This window comes from Sphingomonas sp. Root720, assembly GCF_001428605.1.
Taxonomy (GTDB): Bacteria; Pseudomonadota; Alphaproteobacteria; order Sphingomonadales; family Sphingomonadaceae; genus Rhizorhabdus.
Map to the genome: position 1 here is coordinate 130415 of NZ_LMID01000016.1, position 16130 is coordinate 146544.

18 protein-coding genes and 1 pseudogene are annotated in these 16130 nt (G+C 66.6%); 5 read left to right on the plus strand and 14 right to left on the minus strand.

All coding sequences use genetic code 11. The annotated features are described in order from the left end of the window. Position 1 precedes the first annotated feature (1 nt). From ASE22_RS25325 to ASE22_RS25355, 7 genes are all read right to left on the minus strand, one after another. Complete coding sequence (locus ASE22_RS25325) at positions 2 to 493, minus strand: F0F1 ATP synthase subunit B family protein (protein WP_056366572.1); 492 nt, start codon at positions 491 to 493, stop codon at positions 2 to 4. 61 nt (positions 494 to 554) lie between these two features. Further along, the gene (locus ASE22_RS25330) at positions 555 to 782 is read right to left on the minus strand and encodes a F0F1 ATP synthase subunit C (RefSeq protein ID WP_012050658.1); all 228 of its coding nucleotides are present in this window, start codon (positions 780 to 782) and stop codon (positions 555 to 557) included. Between the two features lie 46 nt (positions 783 to 828). Next, entirely contained in the window at positions 829 to 1614 is a 786-nt protein-coding gene (locus tag ASE22_RS25335) for a F0F1 ATP synthase subunit A (RefSeq protein WP_056366575.1), read from the minus strand. A 39-nt stretch (positions 1615 to 1653) separates the two neighbouring features. Further along, positions 1654 to 1974, minus strand: coding sequence for an AtpZ/AtpI family protein (locus ASE22_RS25340; protein WP_056366578.1), 321 nt, complete (start codon positions 1972 to 1974; stop codon positions 1654 to 1656). Between the two features lie 141 nt (positions 1975 to 2115). Continuing rightward, the gene (locus ASE22_RS25345) at positions 2116 to 2484 is read right to left on the minus strand and encodes a YdbL family protein (protein ID WP_056366652.1); all 369 of its coding nucleotides are present in this window, start codon (positions 2482 to 2484) and stop codon (positions 2116 to 2118) included. Positions 2485 to 2489: 5 nt separating this feature from the next. Then, complete coding sequence (locus tag ASE22_RS25350) at positions 2490 to 2678, minus strand: YnbE family lipoprotein (protein WP_414885966.1); 189 nt, start codon at positions 2676 to 2678, stop codon at positions 2490 to 2492. A gap of 73 nt (positions 2679 to 2751) precedes the next feature. Next, positions 2752 to 5904 carry a YdbH domain-containing protein gene (locus tag ASE22_RS25355; protein WP_082545844.1) on the minus strand — a complete coding sequence of 1051 codons (3153 nt, stop codon included), beginning with the start codon at positions 5902 to 5904 and terminating at the stop codon, positions 2752 to 2754. A 194-nt stretch (positions 5905 to 6098) separates the two neighbouring features. Here ASE22_RS25355 and ASE22_RS25360 point away from each other — a divergent pair, with 194 nt between their 5' ends. Genes ASE22_RS25360 through radC form a run of 3 tightly spaced genes read left to right on the plus strand, consistent with a single transcriptional unit; the run spans position 6099 to position 9641 of the window. Further along, positions 6099 to 7877, plus strand: a complete 1779-nt coding sequence (locus ASE22_RS25360) for a hypothetical protein (RefSeq protein WP_056366582.1) — start codon at positions 6099 to 6101, stop codon at positions 7875 to 7877. An 11-nt stretch (positions 7878 to 7888) separates the two neighbouring features. Next, on the plus strand, positions 7889 to 8893 hold the full coding sequence (locus ASE22_RS25365; protein WP_056366585.1) for a KpsF/GutQ family sugar-phosphate isomerase: 1005 nt from the start codon (positions 7889 to 7891) through the stop codon (positions 8891 to 8893). 55 nt (positions 8894 to 8948) lie between these two features. After that, complete coding sequence (gene radC, locus ASE22_RS25370; protein ID WP_056366588.1) at positions 8949 to 9641, plus strand: RadC family protein; 693 nt, start codon at positions 8949 to 8951, stop codon at positions 9639 to 9641. Between the two features lie 45 nt (positions 9642 to 9686). On the opposite strand, the gene ASE22_RS25375 is transcribed toward radC, so the two are convergent. After that, on the minus strand, positions 9687 to 10265 hold the full coding sequence (locus ASE22_RS25375) for a hypothetical protein (protein ID WP_056366591.1): 579 nt from the start codon (positions 10263 to 10265) through the stop codon (positions 9687 to 9689). A 267-nt stretch (positions 10266 to 10532) separates the two neighbouring features. Between ASE22_RS25375 and purB the strand changes: the two genes are divergently transcribed. Then, complete coding sequence (gene purB, locus ASE22_RS25380; protein ID WP_056366593.1) at positions 10533 to 11831, plus strand: adenylosuccinate lyase; 1299 nt, start codon at positions 10533 to 10535, stop codon at positions 11829 to 11831. A 98-nt stretch (positions 11832 to 11929) separates the two neighbouring features. Further along, a complete protein-coding gene (locus tag ASE22_RS25385; protein ID WP_056366598.1) occupies positions 11930 to 12934 on the plus strand; it encodes a glycosyltransferase family 2 protein in 1005 nt (334 codons plus the stop codon). Here the strand turns inward: ASE22_RS25385 and proC are convergent. From proC to ASE22_RS25410, 6 genes and pseudogenes are all read right to left on the minus strand, one after another. Beyond that, the gene (gene proC / locus ASE22_RS25390; protein WP_056366601.1) at positions 12931 to 13737 is read right to left on the minus strand and encodes a pyrroline-5-carboxylate reductase; all 807 of its coding nucleotides are present in this window, start codon (positions 13735 to 13737) and stop codon (positions 12931 to 12933) included. The genes ASE22_RS25385 and proC overlap by 4 nt on opposite strands. Positions 13738 to 13741: 4 nt before the next feature. Continuing rightward, on the minus strand, positions 13742 to 14254 hold the full coding sequence (locus ASE22_RS25395) for a YbjN domain-containing protein (protein ID WP_056366605.1): 513 nt from the start codon (positions 14252 to 14254) through the stop codon (positions 13742 to 13744). 95 nt (positions 14255 to 14349) lie between these two features. Beyond that, positions 14350 to 14607, minus strand: coding sequence for an accessory factor UbiK family protein (locus ASE22_RS25400; protein ID WP_056366608.1), 258 nt, complete (start codon positions 14605 to 14607; stop codon positions 14350 to 14352). 33 nt (positions 14608 to 14640) lie between these two features. After that, on the minus strand, positions 14641 to 14884 hold a 244-nt coding region (locus ASE22_RS27075), incomplete at its 5' end, for a TspO/MBR family protein (protein ID WP_162257101.1). Position 14885: 1 nt separating this feature from the next. Beyond that, positions 14886 to 15298: pseudogene (locus tag ASE22_RS27080) on the minus strand (TspO/MBR family protein); the annotation flags it as partial. Next, a complete protein-coding gene (locus ASE22_RS25410) occupies positions 15298 to 16053 on the minus strand; it encodes a TlyA family RNA methyltransferase (protein ID WP_056366612.1) in 756 nt (251 codons plus the stop codon). The pseudogene ASE22_RS27080 and the gene ASE22_RS25410, both read right to left, overlap by 1 nt. Positions 16054 to 16130: the final 77 nt, after the last annotated feature.

Consider the following 16130-nt stretch of genomic DNA (forward strand, 5'->3'; position numbering starts at 1 on the left):
TTCAGGCGGCCAGCGCGGCCTTGACCGCACCTTCGGCGGCGGAAGTATCCACCTCGATACCCGAAACCTTGGCAACGATCTCCCGCGCGGCCTCGGCGGCCACGTTCTCGATCTCGGCAAGCGCCTTGGCTTGCGCCGCCTTCAGCGCCGCGTCGGCCTCTGCCGCTTTGGTCGCCAGTTCGGCATCGGCCGCCTTGACGCGCTTCTCCGCCTCGGCGTTGCCAGCCGATTTGGCATCCTGCGTCGCCTTCAGAGCCGCGGCACGAGCTTCCTCGATCCGGGCCCGATAGGCCGCTTCGGTCTCGTCGGCCTTGGCACGGGCGGCTTCGGCAGCGGCGAGATCGGAGGCGATCTTCTGGTCGCGCGCGTCGACGGTGGCTTCGATCTTCGGCAGCATCCCCTTCCCGATCACGAAATAGATCAGGCCGAAGACGATCAGCAGCCAGAAGATCTGCGAAGCATAGGTCGCGGCGATCTGGGCGATCTGAGGCATCGTTGCTTCCTGTTGGCGTTGCAGTCCGGGGGCTGGCCGCGACCAGCCCCGCAACCGACTGTTAGGCGACGAACAGCAGGATCATCGCGACGACGAACGCCAGCAGACCGAGAAGCTCGGCGGCGGCGAAGCCGATGAAGAGGCGGCCCTGCTGGCCGTCGGCAGCGGCCGGGTTGCGCAGCGCGGACTCGAGGAACGAGCCGAACACGTTACCCACGCCGAGCGCGGCCATGCCCACGCCGATGGCGGCCAGACCGGCACCGATCAGCTTTGCGGCTTCTGCGTCCATGATAAACTCCTTAGCGTTGAATAGTTGATGGTTGTTGCAGTTGAACTCAGTGCAGGTTGATCGCGTCGTTGAGGTACAGCGACGTCAACAGAGCGAACACGTAAGCCTGGATGGCGCACACCAGCAGTTCGAGCAGGGTGATGCCGATCATCAGGATGAAGCTGGGGATCGAGACGATCGCCACGGTCAGCGCGCCGGCGTTGATGCCGTTGATCACGAAGCCCGCGAGCACCTTCATCAGGATGTGCCCCGCGGTCATCGCGACGAACAGTCGCAGACCCAGCGAGAAGGGGCGGATGAGGAAGGAGAACAGCTCGATCACGAAGATCATCGGGATCATGTAGCCGGGCGTGCCGTGCGGCACGAACAGCGAGAAGAAGTGGAAGCCATGCCGCCAGAAGCCGACGACCAGCACGATCGCGAAGCTGATCACGGCGAGCACGCCGGTGATCGTCAGGTGGCTCGTCACGGTGAAGGGGTGAACGCCGACGACACCGGTCGGCATCATCCCCATGATGTTCGCGATCAGGATGAACATGAACAGCGAGAAGACATAGGGCGTGAACTTCTTGCCCTCGGGCCCGATGTTCGTCGCCATCATGCTGGAGATGAAGCCGGTGAAGCTCTCCACAGCGGCCTGCCAGCGGCCGGGCACGAGTTCGCGCTTCATGCCGCCGACCATGAACAGCAGCAATGCCGCCAGCGTCACCACCATCCACATCGCGGAATTGGTGAAAGCGACGTTATGGCCCGCAATCGCCCACTCCTTACCGAACAACGGTTCGATCAGGAACTGGTGCATCGGATCGATCTTGCCCGATTCGGCTGCCACGCTTGCCTTACCCCTGCTTATGCCAAAAGCGTCCGGAAGCTATTCCGGGCGCTCCTGAGAAATCCGTATGATGTTCCTGAAGGCGACGGCGATTCCGAGGAACAGCATCACCAAAAGGAGCCAGGGCTTGGTTCCGAGCCAGCGATCGAAGCACCAGCCCAGCAAACTTCCACCGACGATCCCCGCGATCAGTTCGGCCAGCACGCGATTACCCTGGGAATATCCCTTCTCGGGCTTTTTGTGCGCGCTCGCCGTCCTGACCCTTTCCGCATCCTGGGCCGCCTGCAACCGCTCGTCGAGCGATGTCAGGCGCCGATCCCCGACGCTTTCCGGGTCCTGTCCGGGATCTTCCGTCGTCATGCCGCCACCTCTCCCTTCGCCGGGAGGATGACATCATGCCAACGAGCGACCCCGCCAAGGCGAGGCCCCTTTAGGAAGGGGGGTCCCCCGAGTCAACAACGGTGACGGCCGAGGCCGGCAGGTCACCGTTACAGCGCTCGCTTACCCGCAATAATCGGGCGTGATCGCTTCCGAGCCGTTACGCTTGCGCCAGCCGCCATCCTTGAGCCTGTAGGCCTGACCGGGCTTGACGGCCCGCAGCGTCTGGCAGGCGGTGGTCTGGGCGAACTGGTCGACCGTCACGTTGCGGGCGGCGGCGATCTGGGTGTAGCCGGCGCGGCGCTTGATGTTGATCGCATCGACCGCCGCCTTGAGGTCGGCCGATGGTGACGACACGAAGCCGAGATAACCATCCCACTGCTCGCCGACCGTCCCTCCGCTGAGGGCCTGTTCGACGATCGGATCCGCAGCGAGCGCGGGAGCGCCCGCGAGGGCCAGCGCCGCGGCGGCGATCATGACGGTCCTGGACATGCTCATCATTGCGGAAACAGCTCCGGGTTGTTGGAGATGAAGTCCTCGGCATCCTTCTGGAGCCGAACCACCACCTCCTGCTTGACATTGACGTTCAGGTTGATCTCGATCGGCTTGTCGGGCGCCGCGATCTGGATGCAGCCGGGCAGCATCAGCATCATGGGCGCCAAGGCACCGACCGGGGCGAACTTCATCCTCTTCATCGCCTGAGGCTCGCACCGCAACGCTTCATCGTCAATCTCGGGATATTCATCGCAGGCTCTCGCTTTACCTTGGCTGAATGGGGGGCACCGCCGACGGCGGCGCCGTGGGAGGTTGGGTCGCCTGCATCGCTCCGCTGGTGCTGTTGCGCAGCACGATCGAGGGATCGACGAAGGTCTGCGCCGAATTGACGAGCCCTCGGAACGGCGCGGTGATCGTGATCTTGAAGCGGAAAGGCAGCCGCGTGACCGGCGCGAGCAGGCGGCCGACGATGCCACCGTTCCTCGCGGTTTCCTGCGGCTTGTCGTTGGTCCCGTCGAAGCGGACCTGGCTGACGATCTCGCCGTCGAGGCTGCCGTTGAGGTCGACGGTCAGCCGGTCGTAACGCATCGACTTGAGCGCATCGAAGGCGATCCGTGCCATACGGCCCAGATCGGCGTTGGTGACGTCGCCGACATAGGAGAGCGTCCCCCCGCCCGGACGGACACTCAACAGGCCATTCTCGATCCGCCCGCCCTGCATGTCGAAAACGATCGGCAGAACGCCGTCGAACTTGCCGGTGACGGCTATATTCTTGAACTCGAGCTGCTGGACGAAGGTCGCGGCATCGAGCCCGTTGATTCGGAAGGTGAGCCGCCGCGCGACCGGCTGCGCCATATCCAGCACGGTCGGCTCCAGCGCCAGCGAGCCCCCCGCGAAAGGCCAGCTTCCGTCGCTGACCGCCAGCTTGCGCTCGGGCAGGATGCGATAGTGGATGATGCCGTCAGTGACGGCGATGCCAGGATTGACCTCGGCGATGGTGACCACCTGGTCGGGCGCGGTAACGAGGCCGAGCAGATCGGTGAAACGGATCGTGCCCTTGAGGCCTGTGACCGGACCGAAGGCTGCGGCGAGGTTGAGCCCGTCGGTCCTGAACTCGCCATCGCTCGTGACATTCCCGTCGGCCCAGCGGATCCGCCCCTGTCCGTTCACGGTGCCGAAGACATTGGCGATCATGCCCAGGGTCAACGGCGTCACCGCTTCGGGCTGCAGCGCCTGACCGAAGCGGAGCCGGTCGACGTCGAGCACGGCATCGCCGGTGCCACGCGACAGATCGTGCCTGACCGTGACACGCGAGACCGGCTGGTGCGAACGCGGCTCGCGCAAGGTCGCGGTCGCGCCGATCCGGCCGTCTTGAAGCGTCAGCCGGACGTCATCGGCCACCAGGGGATGGAAGCGCGGCGATTCGGTTTCCGCATCGGCCACCCGGATGCCCCCGTCGAGGTCGAGACGACCGCCCGCAAGCGCCCATTGCCCCCCGCCTTCTGACAGCAACAGAGGTACTGCGGCGAGCTTCCCCGCCATTCCCTCGAACCGGCCGCCAAATCCTTGCGGACCGATCTTGCCGTCCAGCGCGGCAACATCCAGGCGCGTCGGATTGGCGGGATCGCCGAGGCGGACGGCGAGGTCGCCGACGCGGAAGCCCGGTCGCGCTACCGCGACGTCGATCGAACGGGCGGTCATCGTCAGCGGCTGATCGCCCACCCTACCCCGCAGGCGCGGCGTGGCGATCCGCGCCCCACCGAAGATTCGCCCCGCCGACGTCCGGCCGACCAGCGCCCCGCCAACCGGGCAGAGCGGCAGGCTCGATCGACCGATCACCGTCCCGGCGATGACCAGCCGGTCGAAGCCCAGCGGCGCACAGCTTCGGTTGAGCGCGAAGCCCCCCTTCCCGTCGACGGCCAGTTCGATCGGCAGGTCGAGTCCTTCGACGCGCCCATCGGCCAGCGGCCCATCCATCGTCACGCGGGTCGAGACCAGCGTCTGGCCGCCACGGCCGGGTCCGAAACGGATCGGCGCGAGCGCGAGGCGCGCGTTTCCGGCCACATAGGGCGCGATGGTCGCGGATCCGGTCAGCGGCGCGCCGGGCACCGCCTGTCGCAGGCTGATCACCGCGCTGGGCATTCCTCCGCCCGACAATTCCGCACTGGCATTCGCCGCCAGCCCTCCATGGGGCCAGCGCCAGCCGAGACCTTCGGACTGTTCGGAACGAACCAGCAGATGGGCGCCGCTCGCAGCGACGAGATCGAGACGCCTGATCCGCAGCGCGCCGCCCCGCGGCGTCTGGCCGAGGGCGAAGGCGGCCGATCCGTCGAGACGGCGACCCGCCTGCCGCAGGGCATTGCCCCATGCGGCCAGGATCGGCCCCGCCGGCGTCGATTCGGCGGCCGCAAGGTTGCCGGCGATGCCGTCGAGCGTCGCCGGATCGACCCGCGCACCCGCCAGCCGCACGTCGCCATCGATCGAGAAACCACTTGTCCGCGGATCGATGGCGTAGTCGGCTGCGACGGTCAGCCGCTCGACACCCCATCCACCCGATACGACCCGTTCGGCGGCCAGCCGTGCCTTGCCGGAGACGCGTTCGGACGAGGCATCGAAATCGATCGGCCCGACCAGCCGGCCGATGGTCGCCCCTCCGGCCGCAATGCTGCCGTCGACCAGCGCCAGCCGGCCGCTCCAGCGGGTCAGGTCGCTCCGGCCCTTCGCCTCGATCGCGAGCCGCGGCGCGGTGACGGTCGCCCCCGGACAGCGGATATCGCCCGCCGCAGCGGTACCCCGCACCGCCGGACGCCCGCCGTCGATCTGCAAGCCGAGACGCGCCGTCGCTCCGCGTGCGTCGCAACCGCCCCCCGCCAGCCGGTCGCTACCCAGCGACAGCGTGCCGCGGAAACCATCCTTCAGATTGCCGCCGCCGTCGAGCGTCGCATGGACCAGCCCCTGCGGCGTCGCGATATCGGCCTGCATCGATCGCGCCGTCAGGATCACGTCAGGCAGCGCGAACGGCTGATCGCCCCCGGCTTTCGGCAGCAGCCGATCGATCGTGCCCAAGGACAGCTTGCCGTCCAGCAATCGCCCGCGCAGCCGCACGCCGCCCGCGTCGACGGCATGGACGCTCACCCCCGCAAGGCCGATCGTCAGCTCGATTTCCGCCCAGTCGGCGGTCAGGTCGGGTGCGCGCGGATCGCCGATGCGGATCGCCTCGATCCGATGGCTGCGGATGCCGATATGCGCGAGCCGATAGCTCGCCGGCACGCCGCGCGCGCGCAGCGCGTCGTCGATATAGGATGCCGCGATCGGCATCCGCTCGCTCCACAGCCAGGCCGCCCCGCCGGCGATCAGCACGGCTCCCGCGCCGGCGAGGATCAGCGGGCGGGACGGTCGACGGGAAGCATCCTCCATGGGCGCAGGCTTAACGGTTCGATCCGCCCGCGTCACCCCGGAGGAAACGAGCCCTCCTGCCCGGCCCGCCGCTCGATCCTTTTCCGGAGAACATGGTTAACCAACCCTCAACGCTTCGGGCCTATCCCTCGACGATACCGAAACTTGCGCCAGGGGCGGCCGGTTCCGGCGACCGGCGGCCGTGGAGATTCCGAGTGACCATCCAGAATGCGAATGCCATCGTCCAGCGCATCGGCCCGTGCCGGATCGCACTGGACCAGGCCGCCTTTCCCGAGCTCACTTGCGAGCTGGCCCTGATGGGCTGCGAAACGGCCGATATCTCGGCCGGCTTTCGTCCCCGGCCGCATGGCCGCACGGCTGGCTTCCTGTCCTGGACCGAACCCCACGCCGGACCGGCCTTCACCGCCGCGCTGCGTCCCTTTCATGCGATGGACCTGCTGGTCCTGCAAAGCCGGGGGCAGGATCGCGCCTCGCTCGAGCGCGCCCTTTTCGATGCCGGCTGGCAGCGCCATCCGGCGGGCATGATGTCGGGCGAATATCCGAACTGGACCGCGACCACGCTGCCGGGCGCCACGATCTGGCAGCGTGTGCGGGGCGAAGGCGGCCACTGGCTGCAAAAGGGGGTCGAGGCCGATCCGCTGATCGCGCGCTACGCGGCGGCCGCCAACCATGTCCGCCCTGGCGACCGGGTACTGGTCGACGGCATCGGCGCGGCTGACGGCGCGTCGATCCTGATGGCGCTGTCGCGGGCCGGATCGGTCGTCCGTGCCGATGGCGGGAATATTAGGGCCGATGGCGATTCGGCAGATATGCGCCTGAGCCGGCTGGCCGACGAATCGATCGATCTGGTCGTCGCCATCGAACCGGTAGTGCCGACCGATTGGGTAGCCCGGCTCGACGATTATGCGCGGCTGCTCAAATATGACGGCCGCATCGTCATCGGCTGGCGACAGGGCGACAGCGACGCGAAGCGGCCCGCGAACTGGGCCGACTTCAGCGAGGCCGTGTCGGAGCGCTTCCTGCCCGAGACCCGCTATGTGCAGATCGCGGTCAGCCCGAATGCACAGGGTCCCCATGCGATCTACCCGGTGGAGGCGGAGCAGCCCGCCGCCACCGACTGGCTGATGCTGGTCGCCTCCGTCAACCCGCTGCTCGGCACGGGCCGCGCGGAGGGATACGACCATCCCGCTTACCCGCGGGCGAAGGCGCCGCTTCCGGCGCTGGTCGACTTCGGCACGGCCTACGACAACCCCTGGCTGTACCGGTCGATGGTGCAGATGGGCGAGCGGCTGGGTCACGACGTGAAGCTCGCCCGGCTGGCCGAATGCGTGATCGAGGATTCGCGGGCGGATTCGGCCGATCGTGGCGCCGCCATCGCCGTGCTCGGCTATCGCGTGCTGGAGACGCGGCGCGGCGATCTGGCGCTGGCGGTACTGCCGCTGATCGACGCCTATGTCGGCGTTCCGCTGACCGACGATATGCCGGTCCATGTCCGCCGCTGGCGGATTTCGCTCGCCTTCCTCGCCGGACGCCTCAACGAACTGGCCGAAGATCGCGAGGCGGCAAAATATTGGTATCGCGAGGCGGCCGATGCGGACTGGTCCCGCTTCTCTCCGCTGCTGGCGACCAAGAGCGTCGCGGCCTCCTTCTACGAAGCGCGCATCCATCTGGCGGACGGCGATCCGCAGACGGCGCTCGCCTGTTTCCGGCAGGGAGCCGATACCTCGCTCAAGGCCGCCGCTTTCCCGCACGATCGGCAGATGGGGCCCGACGGGCAGCCCCTGCCCTTCTACCTGCAGGAACTGGCCGAGGTGATCGACATGGGCGCGCAATGCGCCAACGCGCTCGCCCATTTCCCGTTGTGGCAGCGCGATCCGGGCCTGTTCTGGCGTCAGGTCGACGTCCGCCGGTTCGGCCTTGCCTCCTGGGCGCGAGACCTCGAGCGCGAGAACGAGCGGCTGCGGGCGGCTTAGGAGGCGCCGACATGTACCAGGACATCGACATCCACCCGAAGGTTCCGGCGGCGAGCCGGCAACGGATCCTCGACCATGGCCGCGAGGTGCTGGGGGTCGAGGCGCAGGCGCTGCACCTGCTGCGCGACGCGCTCAACGAGGATTTCGCGCACGCCGTCGAACTGATTCTGGCCACGCAGGGACGCGTGGTCGTCAGCGGCATGGGGAAATCGGGCCATATCGCCCGCAAGATGGCGGCGACCTTCGCATCGACCGGCACCCCCGCGATCTTCGTCCATCCGGGCGAGGCCGCCCATGGCGATCTCGGCATGCTGCTCGCCGGGGACCTGCTGGTCCTGCTGTCCAACTCGGGCGCGACGCCCGAGCTTCGCCCCATCACGACCTATGCGCGCAGCCTGGATTGTCCGGTGGTCGCGATCAGCGCGCAGCGCCACTCGCCGATGGCGCAGGTGGCCAGCGCCGCGATCATCCTCCCGAAGGTGCGCGAGACCTGCCCGGTCAACATCTCGCCGACGACCTCGACGACCCTGATGCTCGCGCTGGGCGACGCGCTTGCGGTGGCGGCGATGACGATGCGGGGGATCACGCGCGAGCAGCTCGAACGCCTGCACCCCGGCGGGAATATCGGCCTGCGCCTGCTGCCGATCAACGATATCATGCATGTGGGCGAGCGCCTGCCGCTCGTCGCGACGGCGACGCCGATGCGCGACGTGCTGGTCACCATGACCGAGAAGAGCCTGGGGATCGCCGGGGTGATCGACCGCGACGGCAGGCTGGTCGGAACGATCACCGACGGCGACCTGCGGCGCAACATCGACCGGTTGCTGAACAGCACCGCCGGCGAGGTCATGACCCGCAATCCGAAGACGGTGCCCGACGGCACCTATGCCGAGGATGCGATGGCGATCCTGACCACCAACAAGATCACGGCGCTGTTCGTCATGGACCACGACACGCCCGACACGCCGGTCGGGCTCGTCCATATCCATGACTTCAACCGGATGGGGATGAGCTGAGCGCGATCGCCGACGATGATGGCGCGGCCGAAAAAATCGGTTAGCCTGTGCAACGATGACGACCGACACGACCGATCCGGCCCATGACGCCAGCGGACACCGCGCCCGCCTGCGCAAGCGGCTGGTGGAGGGCGGGCCCGATGCGCTGCTCGATCATGAATTGATCGAATATCTCCTCGCCCTGGCCATACCGCGCCGGGATACGAAACCCATGGCACGCGCCCTGCTGGCCGAATTCGGCGGTCTTGGGCCGCTACTGTCGGCCGATCCGGGATCGCTGGCGCGGGCGGGGCTCAGCGATGGCGTCGTAGCCGCGCTCAAGATCGCCGAGGCATCCGCGTTACGCCTGCTCCGCAGCGAGGTGCAGGAGCGCGAGATCCTGTCGAACTGGCAGGCCCTGTCCGATTATCTGCGCGCCGACATGGCGCATCGGGCGATCGAGCGCGTCCGGGTCCTGCACCTGAACACGAAGAACATGCTGATCAGGGACGAACTCGTGTCGGAAGGCTCGATCGACCAGGCCGCCGTCCATGTCCGCGAAGTCATCCGCCGCGCGCTCGAACTCGGCTCGGCGGCCCTCATCCTCGTCCACAATCATCCATCGGGCGATCCCCAGCCAAGCCGGCAGGATATCGACCTGACCCGCGAACTGATCGCGGCCGCCAAGCCGCTCGGCATCGCCATCCACGACCATATCGTCGTCGGCTTCAGGGGCCAGGCGAGCCTGCGCGCGGCGGGGCTCATATGAAAAGGGGCAGCGCATCGGCCGCCCCTCCTCTCCGACCGTAAAAGGTCAGGCCGACAGGTAGATCGCCAGCTCGTTCGGCGAGATCATCCGGTCCTTGTCGGTATCCGCCTTCGAGAAATCCGCCGCGGTCTCGTTGAGAACCTTGATCGCGGGCAGATTGGCCTTCTTGCTCGTCTTGGTCTTTTCGACCTGGGTGGTCACATCCTGCCCCTTGGCAGCCATCACCCAGTTGCCGAACTCCAGCGGCGTCAGCTTGCCCTTGTTGCCTTCGTCATATTTGGCCCATTCGGCGTTGACCTTGGCCGCCGCATCCGCGGTGGCGGTTGGCTCGGCGGGGGCCGCCGGCGCGGGAACAGTCGCATCGGCCGTCGCAGGCGCGGGGGCGGCGGGTACCGCCGCGGCATCGGCGGCGGGCGCGGTCGACTGGGCCACCGCGGGCGCCGGAGCAGCGTCGGGCGCCGAGGTGGCGGGCGCGGCAGCGGCCGTGTCGGCGGGCGCACCGGCCTCGGCCGGCGGCGGCGCCATCGAGGCATCCGGAGCGGGTCCGGCTTCGGCGGTCTGGGCGAAAGCGGCGCCGGACAGGGCCAGCATCGCAGCGCCACCCATCAGCATCAGCTTGTTCATAACGTCTCTCCTGACATCGGATCGGGCCTATCTCGCTCGAAATCGCGAGCATGTCCCGTCTCTCAAGAACCCTCGACCCGATCGGTGGTTTCCCGATTCGACCGCGCAACGGTGCCCCGTGTTCGAAACCGGGACGAAGCGGGCGCTTTGCCGGTCAAACGGGACGAACCCTAGGCCGCCCAGGCATTGCGGACCTCGCCAATTGCCCGTGACCATCCCCTCTGCTAGGCGCGCCTCGCATATGCCACGCGAACAGAAGGACGCCCTATGATCCCCCGCTATTCGAGGCCGGAAATGGTCAAGATCTGGGAACCGGAAACGCGCTTCCGTATCTGGTTCGAGATCGAGGCCCACGCGACCGACGCACTGGCCGAGCTGGGCGTGGTGCCGAAGGAAGCGGCCAAGGCGATCTGGGAAAAGGGCGCGTTCGATGTCGAGCGCATCGACGCCATCGAGGCCGAGGTAAAGCATGACGTGATCGCCTTCCTCACCAACGTGGCCGAACATGTGGGAGAGCCGGCGCGCTTCATGCACCAGGGCATGACCTCGTCCGACGTGCTCGATACCTGTCTCGCGGTCCAGCTCGCGCGCGCATCGGATATTCTGATCGCCGATATCGACAAGCTGCTCGAGGTGATCAAGCGGCGCGCCTTCGAGCACAAGATGACGCCGACGATCGGCCGCAGCCACGGCATCCATGCCGAGCCGGTCACGTTCGGCCTGAAGCTGGCCCAGGCCTATGCCGAGTTCGCCCGCAACCGCGAGCGACTGGTCGCCGCGCGCGCCGATGTCGCGACCTGCGCGATTTCCGGTGCGGTCGGCACCTTCGCCAACATCGACCCGCGCGTCGAAGCCCATGTCGCCGAGAAAATGGGCCTGACCGTCGAACCGGTGTCGACCCAGGTCATTCCCCGCGACCGGCACGCCATGTATTTCGCGACGCTCGGCGTCATCGCCTCGTCGGTCGAGCGCGTCGCAACCGAGATCCGCCATCTCCAGCGCACCGAAGTTCTGGAGGCCGAGGAATATTTCTCGCCGGGCCAGAAGGGCTCGTCGGCGATGCCGCACAAGCGCAACCCGGTGTTGACCGAGAACCTGACCGGCCTCGCCCGCCTCGTGCGCGGCTATGTGACCCCGGCGCTCGAGAATGTCGCCTTGTGGCATGAGCGCGACATCAGCCATTCCTCGGTCGAGCGCATGATCGGCCCCGATGCGACCGTCACGCTCGACTTCGCGCTCGCCCGGCTGACCGGAGTGATCGACAAGCTGCTGGTCTACCCCGCGCGGATGCAGAAGAATCTCGACCGGATGGGCGGCCTCGTCCATTCGCAGCGCGTGCTGCTGGCGCTGACCCAGGCCGGCGTGAGCCGCGAAGATTCCTATCGGATCGTCCAGCGCAACGCGATGAAGGTGTGGGAGTCGGACGGTACGCTCTCGCTGCTCGACCTGCTGAAGGCCGATCCGCAGGTGACCGCCGCGATCAGCGAGAAGGAACTCGAGGAGAAGTTCGACCTCGACTACCATCTCAAGCATGTCGACACGATCTTCGAGCGGGTGTTCGGGTGAACCGAGCCGGACCGATTGTCAGCACGCGGGGTGAGGGGCATGCTTCGCGAAGCCCTGCCGCTTGGCGGGCCGGATAGTCAGGGAGCGCCCTTCACCGCATGATCGCCGCGCCGATCCTGGTGCTGATCGTCAACTATCGCACGGCGGCGCTGTCCGTTCAGGCGGTCGAAGCGATTCTGCCCGAGGTCCGGTCGCGGGGCGACGCTCACATCCTGATCGTCGACAATGGATCGGCCGACGGATCGGTCGCCCTGTTGAGGGAGGCGATCGCCCAGCTGAACGCCAGCGATTGCTGTTCGGTGCTAGCACTCGACGACAATCTGGGCTTCGCGGCCGGCAATAATGCCGGGCTCGATCATTATCGCGCGGCGGCGGACCTCCACGGCGGCGCGCCATGGCCCGATTATACCTGGCTGCTCAATCCCGACACGGTCGCGGAGCCCCATGCGCTCGGCGCGCTCGTCGAATTCCTGTCCCTGCACCCGGAGGCGGGTATCGCCGGCGGACGATGCTTGCGGCCCGACGGGTCAATTCGCCCCAGCGCCTTCCGCTTCCATACGCCGCTGAACGATTGCACCGCCGTGCTGGACTTCGGCCCGCTCCGCCAGTTGCTCCATCGCCACGATGTGCTCCTGCCGACCGATGATCTCCCCTGCCGGGCGGAATGGCTGTCGGGATCGCACCTCATGATCCGCGGTGCGGTGTTCGACCGGATCGGTCCGCTCGATCCCGGCTATTTTCTCTATTTCGAGGAGACGGACTTCTGTTCTCGGGCCGCCGACGCCGGTTTCCAGGCCTGGCATGTGCCCGCCAGCCGGATCGTCCATCTCGGTGGCAGCGCGACGGGCCTGACCGAGCAGGGGCCGATGGAGCGCCGCCCGCGCTACTGGTTCGCATCGCGGGCGCGCTTCATGATCCGTCGCTACGGTCGAACGAGGACTCATCTCGCCAATCTGCTCTGGCTGGGCGCTTGGCCGCTCGGGGCCATCCTTGCGCGGCTCCGCTCCCGCCCGCGGCGGGACCCGCCACGGCTATGGCTGGATTTCCTGCGGTATAATTACGGTATCGGCGGCCTGATGTACGATCAATCGATCGGTTCCTAGCCGGCGCGGGCAGCCTCGGCGAGTTCGGCGTTGCGCTTGGCCGCCGCCGACAGGGTCGATCGCATCAGCGCCTTCAGGGCCTCATCGCGATCGAGGACGTTGAGTCCTTCGCGCGTCGAGCCTCCGGGACTGGCGACCCGGTCCGCGAGGATTGCCGGGCTCTCGTCGGATCCCGCCGCGAGCAGCGCGGATCCCTTGACCGTCGCCGTCGCGAGCCGCAATGCCTGATCGGGAGAGAGGCCAAGCGCCGCGCCGGCTTCCGCCATCGCTTCGATGAAACGAAACAGGAAGCCCGGGCCGCAGCCGGAAAGGGCCGTGACGGCGTCGAACAGCGCCTCGTCGTCGATCCACTCGACCAGGCCCAACGATGCAACCAGCCCAGCCACTTCGCCTCGAGCTTCGCCGCCGATCTCCGCGGAATAAAGCGCCGTCACGCCCTCGCCGATCGACACCGGCAGATTGGGCATGGCCCGCACCGTCACATCCGCTCCGAAGACCTCCTTCAGCGTCTGGGTCTCGACGCCGGCGAGGATCGACAGCAGCAGGCGTGGTGCCCCCGCCTTGTTCGCGAATAACGGCCTGACGTCTCCCAATTGCTGGGGCTTGATCGCAAGGACCAGGATGTCGGGCTGCTCGTCGCCGGGGGGGATTTCGCGCAACAGCGTCACGCCGTCCGGAACATTGGCGACGAAGGGGTCGATGACGGTCACCGGCCTGTCCCAGCCGAACGAACCCTGCCATCCGCGCAGCATCGCGCCACCCATGTTTCCGGCGCCGATGAGCCAGAGCGGCCCAGCCGTCATCGAATCATGCCTCGCCCTGAGTATCGATCATCGCGGCGGCGATCGCTTCCTGGGGTGTCTTGTCGCTCCACAGGACGAACTGGAAAACCGGATAGAAGCGTTCGCATTCATCGATCCCGGTTTCGATCAGCGTTTCCGCCTGTTCGAGGGTCAGGATCGCGTCGCCGCCCTGGCTCTCCAGCAGCGCGGCATGCCGGAACAAAACCATCGAGGAACTGGTCCACATCTCGAAATGTCCGAGCCAGAGTTGCTCGTTGATCAGCCCCATCGTCTCGTACATCGCCGTTCGCTTGTCGGCGGTGACGCGGATATCGGGAAGAGCGAGGAATTGAAGGACGCGATCTTCGTCGCGCCACACCGCCCTCAGTTCATATTGAGCCCAGCTGCCCTGGAATTGGGCAACGATCTCCTCGTCCCCGGCGCGCTGATAATCCCAGCCGCGCGCCGCGAAATAATGCTCGAGCATATCGATAGGCGCGCTGGCATCGCGCGCTGCTTCGAAATCGTCCACGTCCATTCGGGGCCTACTCCGCTGCCCTGGCAGTCTTTCCGTGGCTCGGAAAGAGCTTCAGTTCAACCCGCACGGACCATAATTCTGTGGATAGCTGGGCCTCAGCCATCCTTCTTCCCGGTCGGAGGAGCCAGCGCATCCAGCCGCGCCTTGAGTTCCTCGACCTCATCGCGGGCTGCGGCGGCCATCGCCTTGACTGCGTCGAATTCCTCGCGGCTGACGAAGTCGAGCCCGGCGATCCATTCCTTGGTCCGTTCCTTGAACGATGATTCGGCTTCACGGCCCACGCCGGCGAGCGTTCCAGCCGCGCCGTTCACGAACTTCACGAAATCGTCGAACAGGCGATTCTCGGACTGCATGGTCAATTCCTTCCTTCGCCGTTCGCGCGGCGGTCACTGAATGATTATCTGGGTATCTCCGGCCGCCGGCACAAGAGTGACCCCGTGGGGATTTAGGTGATGGATCTGCCAGTTCAACACACCCGCAAACAGCAACCATATCAGATAGGGCAGCATCAGCATCCCTGCGACCGGCCGRATCCTCCAGAAAGCCACCGTCGTCGCGCCGGCCCAAAACAGGATGGCCACGATCAGACCGAATGCCAGCATGATCTTATGCATGGCGAAGAAGACGGGCNATCCTCCAGAAAGCCACCGTCGTCGCGCCGGCCCAAAACAGGATGGCCACGATCAGACCGAATGCCAGCATGATCTTATGCATGGCGAAGAAGACGGGCGACCAAGCAAGGTTCAACCCMAATTGGATAAGGAATAGCGTGATTGCGACGCCGCGCCCTTTGGCACCTCGAGCATTCAGCACGAGCGCCAGAGCCAGCCCCATCAGCACATAGAGARTGGACCACGCCGCGCCGAACGCCCAGCCGGGCGGCATCAACGCCGGCTTGGAAAGCGCATCGAACCAAGGGTTTCCGCTGCCCGAACCAGCGACTTTGCCCGAAATCATGCCCAGCAATAGGATTGCCGGAACGCAGATCAGGGCCCAGCGCATATAGGCGATCCGCAACTGGCGGCGCGATGCCAGCTCAGCCATCAAGCTTCTCCTTCCGCTGCCTGACGGACGGCGCCGATCAGGAATTCGACATTGCCCTCCGGTCCGGTGATCGGGCTCGGCGTCACGCCGGCGAGGCGCCACCCCTGCGTCTCGATCCAGGAAGCGACATCGGCGCAGACGCGCTCGTGGACGGCCGGGTCGCGCACCACACCGCCCTTGCCGACTTCGTCCCGGCCTGCTTCGAATTGGGGTTTGATCAGCGCGATCAGCCACGCGCCCGGCTTAGCGAAGCCCAACGCCGCCGCCAGCACCTTGGCCAGCGAGATGAAGCTCGCGTCGCAGACGATGACGTCGACCGCCTCGGGGATATGCTCGCCGGTCAGGAAGCGCGCATTGGTTTGCTCATGGACGACCACGCGGGGATCGACGCGAAGCTTCCAGGCGAGCTGGTTCGTCCCCGAATCCACCGCATAGACCCTCACCGCACCGTGGCTCAGCAGGACGTCGGTGAAACCACCCGTCGAACTACCGACGTCGATCGCGACAGCGCCCTTGGCGCTCCAGCCGAAATGCTCCAGCCCGTGCGCCAGCTTGATTCCGCCACGGGAAACCCAGGGGTGATCGCGCCCCCGCACCTCGATCGCCGCATCCGCCTTGATCGGCTGCCCCGCCTTTTCGATCTTGCGCTCACCCGAAAAAACGAGGCCGGCCAAGATCAGCGCCTGCGCCCGCGACCGGCTCTCCACCAATCCGCGGTCCACCAGCAACTGATCGGCACGCATGCCCGCCGCCATCGGCTCTCTCTAGAAAATGGTGGGCGATGACGGGCTCGAACCGCCGACATCTTCGGTGTAAACGAAGCGCTCTACCA

Bases quoted from the DNA above. Each gene is read 5' to 3' on its own strand.
- ASE22_RS25365 (WP_056366585.1), top strand. From the start codon at position 7,889: ATGTACCAGGACATCGACATCCACCCGAAGGTTCCGGCGGCGAGCCGG.
- ASE22_RS25410 (WP_056366612.1), bottom strand. From the start codon at position 16,053: ATGGCGGCGGGCATGCGTGCCGATCAGTTGCTGGTGGACCGCGGATTG.
- ASE22_RS25330 (WP_012050658.1), bottom strand. From the start codon at position 782: ATGGACGCAGAAGCCGCAAAGCTGATCGGTGCCGGTCTGGCCGCCATC.
- ASE22_RS25340 (WP_056366578.1), bottom strand. From the start codon at position 1,974: ATGACGACGGAAGATCCCGGACAGGACCCGGAAAGCGTCGGGGATCGG.
- purB (WP_056366593.1), top strand. From the start codon at position 10,533: ATGATCCCCCGCTATTCGAGGCCGGAAATGGTCAAGATCTGGGAACCG.
- ASE22_RS25345 (WP_056366652.1), bottom strand. From the start codon at position 2,484: ATGTCCAGGACCGTCATGATCGCCGCCGCGGCGCTGGCCCTCGCGGGC.
- ASE22_RS25375 (WP_056366591.1), bottom strand. From the start codon at position 10,265: ATGAACAAGCTGATGCTGATGGGTGGCGCTGCGATGCTGGCCCTGTCC.
- proC (WP_056366601.1), bottom strand. From the start codon at position 13,737: ATGACGGCTGGGCCGCTCTGGCTCATCGGCGCCGGAAACATGGGTGGC.
- ASE22_RS25385 (WP_056366598.1), top strand. From the start codon at position 11,930: ATGATCGCCGCGCCGATCCTGGTGCTGATCGTCAACTATCGCACGGCG.
- ASE22_RS25400 (WP_056366608.1), bottom strand. From the start codon at position 14,607: ATGCAGTCCGAGAATCGCCTGTTCGACGATTTCGTGAAGTTCGTGAAC.
- radC (WP_056366588.1), top strand. From the start codon at position 8,949: ATGACGACCGACACGACCGATCCGGCCCATGACGCCAGCGGACACCGC.
- ASE22_RS25395 (WP_056366605.1), bottom strand. From the start codon at position 14,254: ATGGACGTGGACGATTTCGAAGCAGCGCGCGATGCCAGCGCGCCTATC.
- ASE22_RS25325 (WP_056366572.1), bottom strand. From the start codon at position 493: ATGCCTCAGATCGCCCAGATCGCCGCGACCTATGCTTCGCAGATCTTC.
- ASE22_RS25355 (WP_082545844.1), bottom strand. From the start codon at position 5,904: ATGGAGGATGCTTCCCGTCGACCGTCCCGCCCGCTGATCCTCGCCGGC.
- ASE22_RS25350 (WP_414885966.1), bottom strand. From the start codon at position 2,678: ATGAAGTTCGCCCCGGTCGGTGCCTTGGCGCCCATGATGCTGATGCTG.